Source organism: Candidatus Accumulibacter sp. ACC003, from assembly GCF_907163085.1.
Lineage (GTDB): Bacteria > Pseudomonadota > Gammaproteobacteria > Burkholderiales > Rhodocyclaceae > Accumulibacter.
On record NZ_CAJQTX010000005.1, the window covers coordinates 748,547 to 756,431 of the forward strand.

Sequence of the window (7,885 nt, forward strand, 5' to 3'; positions counted from 1 at the left end):
AATGGATCTGCAAACAACGATTTACCTGGTCGTCGGCGCGACTTTCGCGCTGTACATCGGCATTGCCATCTGGGCTCGTGCCGGTAGCACCAGCGAGTTCTACGCGGCCGGCGGCCAGGTCGGGCCGGTGATGAACGGCATGGCGATCGGCGCGGACTGGATGTCGGCCGCGTCGTTCATTTCGATGGCTGGCCTGATCTCCAATATGGGTTACGGCGGCGGTCTGTTCCTGATGGGCTGGACCGGTGGCTACGTGCTTCTGGCGATGCTGCTCGCTCCGTATCTGCGCAAGTTCGGCAAGTTCACCGTGCCGCAGTTCATTGGCGACCGCTTCTACTCGAAGTCCGCCAGCACGGTCGCCGTTGCCTGCCTGCTGGTCGCCTCGCTGACCTACATCATCGGCCAGATGACCGGTGTCGGTGTGGCCTTCTCGCGCTTCCTCGGCGTCACCAGCGAAACCGGCATCTACGTCGGCATGGGCATCGTCTTTTTGTATGCCGTGTTCGGTGGCATGAAGGGCATCACCTACACGCAGGTTGCACAGTACTGCGTGCTGATCTCGGCCTACATCATTCCGGCGATCTTCATCTCGATCCAGCTCACCGGCAACCCGATCCCGCAACTCGGTCTGGGTTCCAACATTGTTGGCCAGGATGTCTCGCTGCTGCACAAGCTGGACCTGGTGGTCACCGATCTCGGATTTGCCAACTACACCACGTCAGACGCTGGTGGCATGTTGAACATGTTCGTGTACACGATGTCGCTGATGATCGGTACTGCCGGCCTGCCGCACGTCATCATGCGCTTCTTCACGGTGCCGACGGTCGCTGCTGCGCGTAGTTCCGCCGGTTGGGCGCTGATCTTCATTGGCCTGCTCTACACCACGGCGCCTGCCGTTGCCGCGATGGCCAAGACCAACCTGCTGCGCACGATCACCCCGGGCGTAGTGATGGGCAATGCCGATCCTTACGCGGCTGACTCGCAATTGGTGTACGCCGATCGTCCGGACTGGATGAAGCGCTGGGAAAAGACCGGTCTGCTGAAATTCGAAGACAAGAACGGCGACGGTCGCATCCAGTACTACAACGACAAGTCGAAGAGCGACGCATTCAAGGCCAAGGCCGAAGCCGCCGGCTGGAAGGGTAACGAGCTGACGGTCAACGCCGACATCATCGTTCTCGCCAACCCGGAAATCGCTCTGCTGCCGGACTGGGTGATCGCGCTGGTGGCTGCCGGTGGTCTGGCTGCTGCTCTGTCGACCGCTGCTGGCTTGTTGATGGCCATCTCCGCTGCGGTTTCGCATGACCTGATCAAGAACGTCTTCGTTCCGGACATCAGCGAGAAAAACGAGCTGCTGGCGGGCAAGATTTCGATGGCCGTGGCGATCGTCATCGCTGGCTATCTGGGTCTTAATCCGCCGGGCTTCGCGGCTGGTACGGTAGCCCTGGCCTTCGGGATCGCGGCGAGTTCGCTGTTCCCGGCGATCATGATGGGTATCTTCTCGAAGAAGATGAACAAGGAAGGTGCCATATGCGGCATGCTCGCCGGCCTGTTCATCACACTGTTCTACGTCTTCGCAGCCAAGGGTATCTTCTTCATCAAGGGTACCGAGTACCTCGACCTGATCGGTGGTCCGAACAGCTTCTTCGGCATCACGCCGGAAGCCTTCGGCGCGATTGGTGCCCTGGTGAACTTCGGCGTCGCCTTCCTGGTCGATAAGATGACCCCGGAACCGCCGGCGCACATCCAGGCGATGGTCGAAGCCGTGCGTATTCCACGCGGCTCGAAGGCGGTCAGTGGTTCGCACTAAGCGTAACTAGCTTATGATCCCGCTGCCGTCGGCTGTGGCCGGCGGTAGCGGGCAAGAAGAACCCCGCTGGTACGTTTGGCGGGGTTTTTCTTTGCTGCTTTGCGAAGTGAAGTGTATTGCCGTCCGCGCAAGCGCGCGGAACAACAGGAGTAGTGGATGACTATCAGCGTCGCGATTACATGGATACTGTTTCTCGGCCTCTTCCCGATTGCTTTCTTCTGGCTGCGGCGGGCATGGCGCATCCTCGTCCAGCGGGATTTCTCCGAGGTGGCACTGAAAAGCGGTCAGCCACCCGCCGACCCCGCAAAATATGCGCCCTACGCGGCGGCCATCAACCTGGTTGCCGGTGGCATCGTGGTGGCAGTGATCCTGATGATCGTCATCGGTGGCGTCGCATACGACATCTGGAGCGCGATTGCCGGTTCGACGATCTGGATGAAGTTCTTTGCCGACTTCATTCTTCGCCAGCATGCGCACCCGATGTGGGGAAAGAAGAAGCAGGTGGCGCCCAAAGACCGCACTTGATTTTCTCCAGGTTACTGTCCTGGCGATGACGGTCGCGTCATAGCGGCCGAAGCGCGGAGAAGAGTTTCCCGGCTCCGGCTCCGGCCCAGCGCACGCGCTTGCTTGACGCGCCGTGCCTTTCGCCGGCCAGCGCGGACCGCGGAGGAGCTGCTGGCGCTTAGCCGCCGTCGCTGCTGTCAGGATTGGCGGGCGGGCGGGGCTCGATGTGAACGTCGAGTTCTTCGGCCTTGGCAGCCGGGATGATCTCCAGCAGCGTCACGACCTTTTTCACGTCGCTGGTCGTTCGTGCCACCTGGATCGCCGCATCGGCTTCGCGCTGGGTGACCAGCCCGAGCAGATAGACGACGCCATTTCGGTCACCACCTTGACATGAACGGCGTTGAACTTGCCGGAATCGACGAAGCGCGCCTTGACCTTGGTGGTGATATAGGAATCGTTGCTGCGGGTGCTCAGTGAAGTGGCCGGGGCAACGGCGAGCTCATTGTAGACGCCGCGGACCTGCGGTATGGCGGCGACCAGGCGTTCGACTTCGGCCTTGGTCGCTTCGGAAGCTACCTCGCCGGTAACCAGCACCTTGCGGTTGTAGCTCGTAAAATTGGTATGCGATTCCTTGCCCGCTTCTCGCTGACTTCGCCGGAGGCCTTCCATTCGATGGTTTCGTCTTCGGTTTGCGTGCCAAGAGATCGGCGATCGACTTGCCGACAACGTTACCTGCGTTGCGCCGGCCGCGACGAGAGTAATGCAGCCCTGTAGCATCGGGATCAGCGTGGCCCCAAGAAGCAGGGTGTGGCCAGGGCCTTGTTCATTCTTCGACTCCCATGAGCAGGCAATCAATACCATCGCAAAGGCAGTGGATGATCAGCAAGTGTGTTTCCTGAATGCGTGCCGTGCGCTCGGCCGGCACCGAGATATGGATATCTGTGTCGTACAGAAGCTCGCCGATGGCGCCACCGCCCTTGCCGGTCAAGGCGATGACGCGGAGGTCGTTGGCGTGCGCCGCGTTCACCGCCTCGATGACGTTGGGCGAGTTCCCGATGTCGAGATGGCGACCAGATACTTAGCAGGGCTGGCCGCAATGGAGTGCGGTCCTTGTGTTGGCCAAATACCATCTTGAAAACCATAGGTCGTTGGCGATCGCCGAGGATGATTCGAAGCGAAGCGGGTGGTCAGCGCGATCGCCGCGAGTTCGGGTGTTAGTGTCGGCCTCGAAGAGCGCCGAACAGTTCGGGGCCAAGTGGTGCGCGTCGGCGGCCGAACCACCATTGCCGCAGGCGGAGGATTTTTGCCGTTGCCTCAGAGGCACCGCATCACCGCGATCGCCTGCGCGACCGGCCCGGCCAGTGCGTCGATGGCGTCAAGATGGTTGCGCGCTGTCCTTGAAATTGTGGCTGATGCAGAGGGATCGTATGGGCTGAGTTCGTTCCGGTGAACGACGCAGGCGCAGATTCTAAACACCAGCGGCTCACGAGGACCTGGTTCGTCGCGCCGCCGAAACCGCCGTGATAGGCGGCAGAAACGCCATCGCGGATCCATCGATCGCACGCAATCGGACAGTGCGTCGAGACGATGCAGTCGATCTAGCGGCAGTCGGGCTCTCGGCCCCCATGCGACGAACAGGGAAGTGGTGTGCGGCAAGGGCGATGCGTGCCTGCTTGGCGGCTGTGATACGGCCGCAGCGCCGCCATGGCTGGCGCTGCGCCAGCAAGCGCACGTAGACCAAAGACCAGGACGAGGGCCGGTTTCGCGACAGATTCAGACTCCACTTAGCCACAGCGGCAGAGGTAATGCCGCGCGACGATGGTCAGCGCATGCCGCTTCAGGGTAGGCGCGCGGCGAGTTCATCGCGATCGATTCAGGGCTGCCGGAGGTCCCGCAGGTACGGTCGTGCTATCGTGTCACCCAACATGCGGCCCCCATCATGACGGAAGAATTGCCCGCATTATATGCGTTCCCACCCCGCTCCGGTCATCTGGGCGAACATCAGCCAGGGGCCAGCGAAAGTCCTGCGGCGGTGCCGTGGGTGGCCGCCGAGGATACCCGTCACAGCCGCGCCGCTGTGCTCCGGCACTACGGCTGCATGCTCCGCCTGCTGGCGGAGCAACAGACAACGAGGAAGGCGCTGGCAGAAGGTCCATCGGGCGGTTGCGCTCGGTGACTCGGTTCGCCTCTGGGTCGCATTGCCGGACGCCCGCGGCTGTCCGATCAAGGCGCCCCGATGGTGGCCAGAGTTGCCGCGAAGGCTATCGTGTGATCCCGCTACCGTACCTGGCAGCGATCGCGCACTTTCCGACGCGGGTATCAGCGAAAGCCCTTTCCTGTTCTACGGTTCTCTTGCCCGCCAAGGACGGCAGCGTGCAGAGGCTCTGGAGTGAGTGACGCATTTGCATAACGCGCCTGGAGTTCTACGAGGCGCCGCACTCGAATTGTCGACACCGTCGCCGCTCGGGCGGTCCTTCTTCAGCCGACAAGGACGCTGGTTCTGGCAGCGTGAGTTGACCAAGTGTCGAGAGCCGTCAATGTCCTGCGCGCTGGGCCGCCCGCTAACGACTGGCGCTGGAAGACGCCAATCCGGCAAACCGTGGCGAGTTTCGTTGCTGCGCCTGCTCCGGGGAGCAACCGGCCGCAACGACTCGAGGGCGAGCGGGGCTTCTTGAGGTTGCTGACGCACGGATGCCTGTCGGTACAGTCAGGAGAGCAGGCTGGGCACGCAATCACCGGCGACGGAAGCACGCTCTCTATCAACGGGCTTGCCTGGCAGCGGTTATTTTTGGCTCGGCGCATCGGCGGCGGGCGGCTCTGACTGGCGGTGGCATCTGCCCGGCGGCGGACCGCGCGGCCGGCGGCCGCGGAAATCTCTAGAATTACAACGATCGAGTTCTTTGCTGAGCCAACAAATGCCAGATTACCCTACCGCCCTGAGACTGGCACTCCATCTGCGTGATGGTGAGGCGTTGGCAAGCTGCTGGCAGCATACGCGCGCGGCAGTTTGCGCGGGCCATCGTGAGGCCCAATCTCCGTCCGCCGGTGACAACGGTTGTTGCCGCCGCACCTACCGCGCGCGCATTCTGGGCGGCGTGCACGAGGGTACGATATTCGAGACGCTGATGCATTGTACTGACCGACGGAACGACGGTCGATGGAGATTCGGAGGGCTGTCAGATAGCGATTCGTTACGCGCGGTTGAGATCTATCGGCCGGGGCGACGACCAACTCGGACGCTGGTGTCAAGCGATCTGGGCCTGCGCGGCGGTTCTCGAGGAGATGGAAAGGTACCAGCATGCCAAGGTCGTGCCCATGGACGCAGGTGAACCCCGAACGGCGATCGACGTCTTCGACGCGAAAAAAGGTTGTCATTGAACGCATCCTGCGACCCTTTGCTGGCTGCGTACTCGGGTCTCAGGTCGTTTTCGAAACATATCACGACCAGCGACGCCCGCCGGACATTTGTTGCTGATTTGACGGGCCAAGGGTGGCGGGCGACCGATTCACCGCGATCACTGCTTTACAATCGCAACGCCATTTTTGACGGTGGGCCCCCCCCCCATCAGCACGCAGTATTACTGCCTACCGGTCCTCAAGAGCGAAGGTCCATCGCCAGGCACTCTGCGCGCGGCGACTTCCGGGAGCCGAAATTTTTTTTGGCACCGATTCTGCACCGCACGCACAACGACCAAGGTAAGTCAGAACCTGCGGTTGTGCGGCCCCCTGAACTATAACCGCCAACGCCGCAATTCGAACTCTACCAGAGGCTTTTGCGTCAGCCAAGAACCTGAATCGACTGGAGGCTTCGCCAGTTTTCAATGAGGCCGATTTTACGAGTTGCGCGCAACGCCGGGACAGGTGACGCGGTAGGGAGGAGTGGCGAACGCCCAGAGCTTTGCTTACGGCGACGGCCGAGTCGCTGGTTCCGATAGTGCCGGACGAGCTCTACGATGGCCGGGCTGCTCGTGTGATGACCTTTGATTATTCTGTTTGCTGCTTCTCGGGATTTGATCGATGAGATTGCCTTTGTCGTGGAAAACGTCTGCGCGTCTTGATCTGCTGCCGTTGCCTGCGTCGCCCTGCTCGGATCAGACGAGCGCCCTTCGAGTCGACTCGAGCGTCAGCATTCGCTGGACGTGATTCGCGTCTGCAGAATTTTTTCTGGGGAACGAACGGCACGTACGCCGTGGGCGCGGCGCGAATGCCCGAGTGCATGCGTCGCCACGACAGCGGTTCGGCAAGTGCCGAAACCCGCTTTGAGGTCTACTCGCCTGGTAACGATGCATGGATTTCAGCAGCGGGGGGAAAAACGGATTTCGTCGTCGAGACCGCGAACGTGTCAAGGCTTTGCGCGGACCCTGACGAAGAGCCGGCCCGAGGGGGAGGGGCTTTGCCGGGAAGCTCCAGATGCGTAGCGGCAACTTGATCTTTGTCGCCGCGCCGAAGAGTGCGACGGCGGCGGACGCGGTCAAGGCCGGCGGAGAATTGACACGGCTGTCTGGCCTTCGCCGGGCGGCCTGTTCGCCCCCCTGTCGACGATGCCTCAAGAAGATAGATTGGCGCCCGAGTGGCCCGCGCTGCAACTTCTGAGTGCCGCGGACGGATTTGCGCCCGCCAGCGGACAGCGCCTGTTCTTCGTGCACGCCGCACGCTAGCGGTTATGGCCTACGAAGCAAGTAGCTGGGCGCGCGGCGAGGCGGGTGGCGACGCGCCGACAACTGAGCCGATTCTTTAACGCACTGTCTGGCTGAGCTTTTCCGTTGGGAGTAAGGCGGCGTGATTGCGCGCCACGGCCGCGCGATGGCCGTGCCCGGCCCAACAGCAGTGTGGCGCTCGAGACGCGATGACCATTTCGACGAAGGCGGCGTCGTCGTCGTCTCGTCCGTTCCGTCGGCTGATGCCGTGTGGCGGTGGCTTCGAGGGGAAAAGCTCTGTTCTGGGAGCGCGCGCCGACCCTGCATACGCGCCCTGCGCTGCTTCGTTTTAGGAACGAGACCGTACGAACAGTTGCTGCCAGCGTTTAAGGGCATGACCGCCACAGGCCGTGCCGACGAGGTCGCGAAGCCACTGGCTGCGCTGTTGGTCGCTGCCCCGCACAGTGGCGACATCGACCAGCGCCTGGCTGGTGAGTGGCGGCCGGATATTACCAAGGTCCAGCCGAGGGTTTTTCCAGCCTTGCCCTTGCTCGCGCTTGCCGGCGTGACACCGGCTAGCGGAAAACGCCCCAGCGATTACGACGACTGTTGGCAATTCCGGCCGGGCGCGCCGGCGCAGCGTATAATAGCGCGGGGAAGTCGGCCAGGCAGCCGCTGGGCAACGGGTTGGTTTGAAAACCTTCGCGCACGGAGAGGAAATCCGCAGGCTCCGCAGAGCAGGATGCGGTTAACGAACGGGGCCGCACAGTGAGGTGACGGAAAGTGCAACAGAAAGCAGACCGCCTAGTCATCGCGAAAGCGGGCAGTACGGGTGAAACGGCGAGGTAAGAGCTCAACGCGGACGTGGTAACACGGACGGCACGGAAACCCATCGGAGCCACAGCCAAATAGGGAAAGCATGGGCGTGGCTCGC

The 7,885-nt window shown here is 62.1% G+C and carries 6 protein-coding genes; 3 read left to right on the forward strand and 3 right to left on the reverse strand.

Annotated elements, in window-relative coordinates; translation table 11 throughout:
* The first annotated feature begins 1 nt into the window (after position 1).
* Complete coding sequence (locus QZ656_RS13185) at positions 2-1,810, forward strand: sodium:solute symporter family protein (RefSeq protein ID WP_291993816.1); 1,809 nt, start codon at positions 2-4, stop codon at positions 1,808-1,810.
* Between the two features lie 156 nt (positions 1,811-1,966).
* Positions 1,967-2,335, forward strand: a complete 369-nt coding sequence (locus QZ656_RS13190; protein ID WP_291993817.1) for a hypothetical protein — start codon at positions 1,967-1,969, stop codon at positions 2,333-2,335.
* A 157-nt stretch (positions 2,336-2,492) separates the two neighbouring features.
* On the opposite strand, the gene QZ656_RS24120 is transcribed toward QZ656_RS13190, so the two are convergent.
* From QZ656_RS24120 to QZ656_RS24130, 3 genes are all read right to left on the reverse strand, one after another.
* Positions 2,493-2,672, reverse strand: a complete 180-nt coding sequence (locus QZ656_RS24120) for a hypothetical protein (protein ID WP_366522163.1) — start codon at positions 2,670-2,672, stop codon at positions 2,493-2,495.
* Positions 2,603-2,983, reverse strand: a complete 381-nt coding sequence (locus QZ656_RS24125) for a BON domain-containing protein (protein WP_366522158.1) — start codon at positions 2,981-2,983, stop codon at positions 2,603-2,605. Before QZ656_RS24125 ends, QZ656_RS24120 begins: the two co-directional genes overlap by 70 nt.
* A gap of 154 nt (positions 2,984-3,137) precedes the next feature.
* Positions 3,138-3,341 (reverse strand): hypothetical protein, encoded by a 204-nt coding sequence (locus tag QZ656_RS24130; protein ID WP_366522159.1) that lies wholly within the window; start codon positions 3,339-3,341, stop codon positions 3,138-3,140.
* Positions 3,342-7,117: 3,776 nt separating this feature from the next.
* Here QZ656_RS24130 and QZ656_RS24135 point away from each other — a divergent pair.
* Entirely contained in the window at positions 7,118-7,723 is a 606-nt protein-coding gene (locus tag QZ656_RS24135) for a DUF3025 domain-containing protein (protein WP_366522164.1), read from the forward strand.
* Positions 7,724-7,885 lie beyond the last annotated feature (162 nt).

What these genes read in the sequence shown, in the direction of transcription:
- QZ656_RS13185 (WP_291993816.1), top strand. Translation starts at nt 2, where the DNA reads ATGGATCTGCAAACAACGATTTACCTGGTCGTCGGCGCGACTTTCGCG.
- QZ656_RS13190 (WP_291993817.1), top strand. Translation starts at nt 1,967, where the DNA reads ATGACTATCAGCGTCGCGATTACATGGATACTGTTTCTCGGCCTCTTC.
- QZ656_RS24125 (WP_366522158.1), bottom strand. Translation starts at nt 2,983, where the DNA reads ATGGAAGGCCTCCGGCGAAGTCAGCGAGAAGCGGGCAAGGAATCGCAT.
- QZ656_RS24135 (WP_366522164.1), top strand. Translation starts at nt 7,118, where the DNA reads ATGGCCGTGCCCGGCCCAACAGCAGTGTGGCGCTCGAGACGCGATGAC.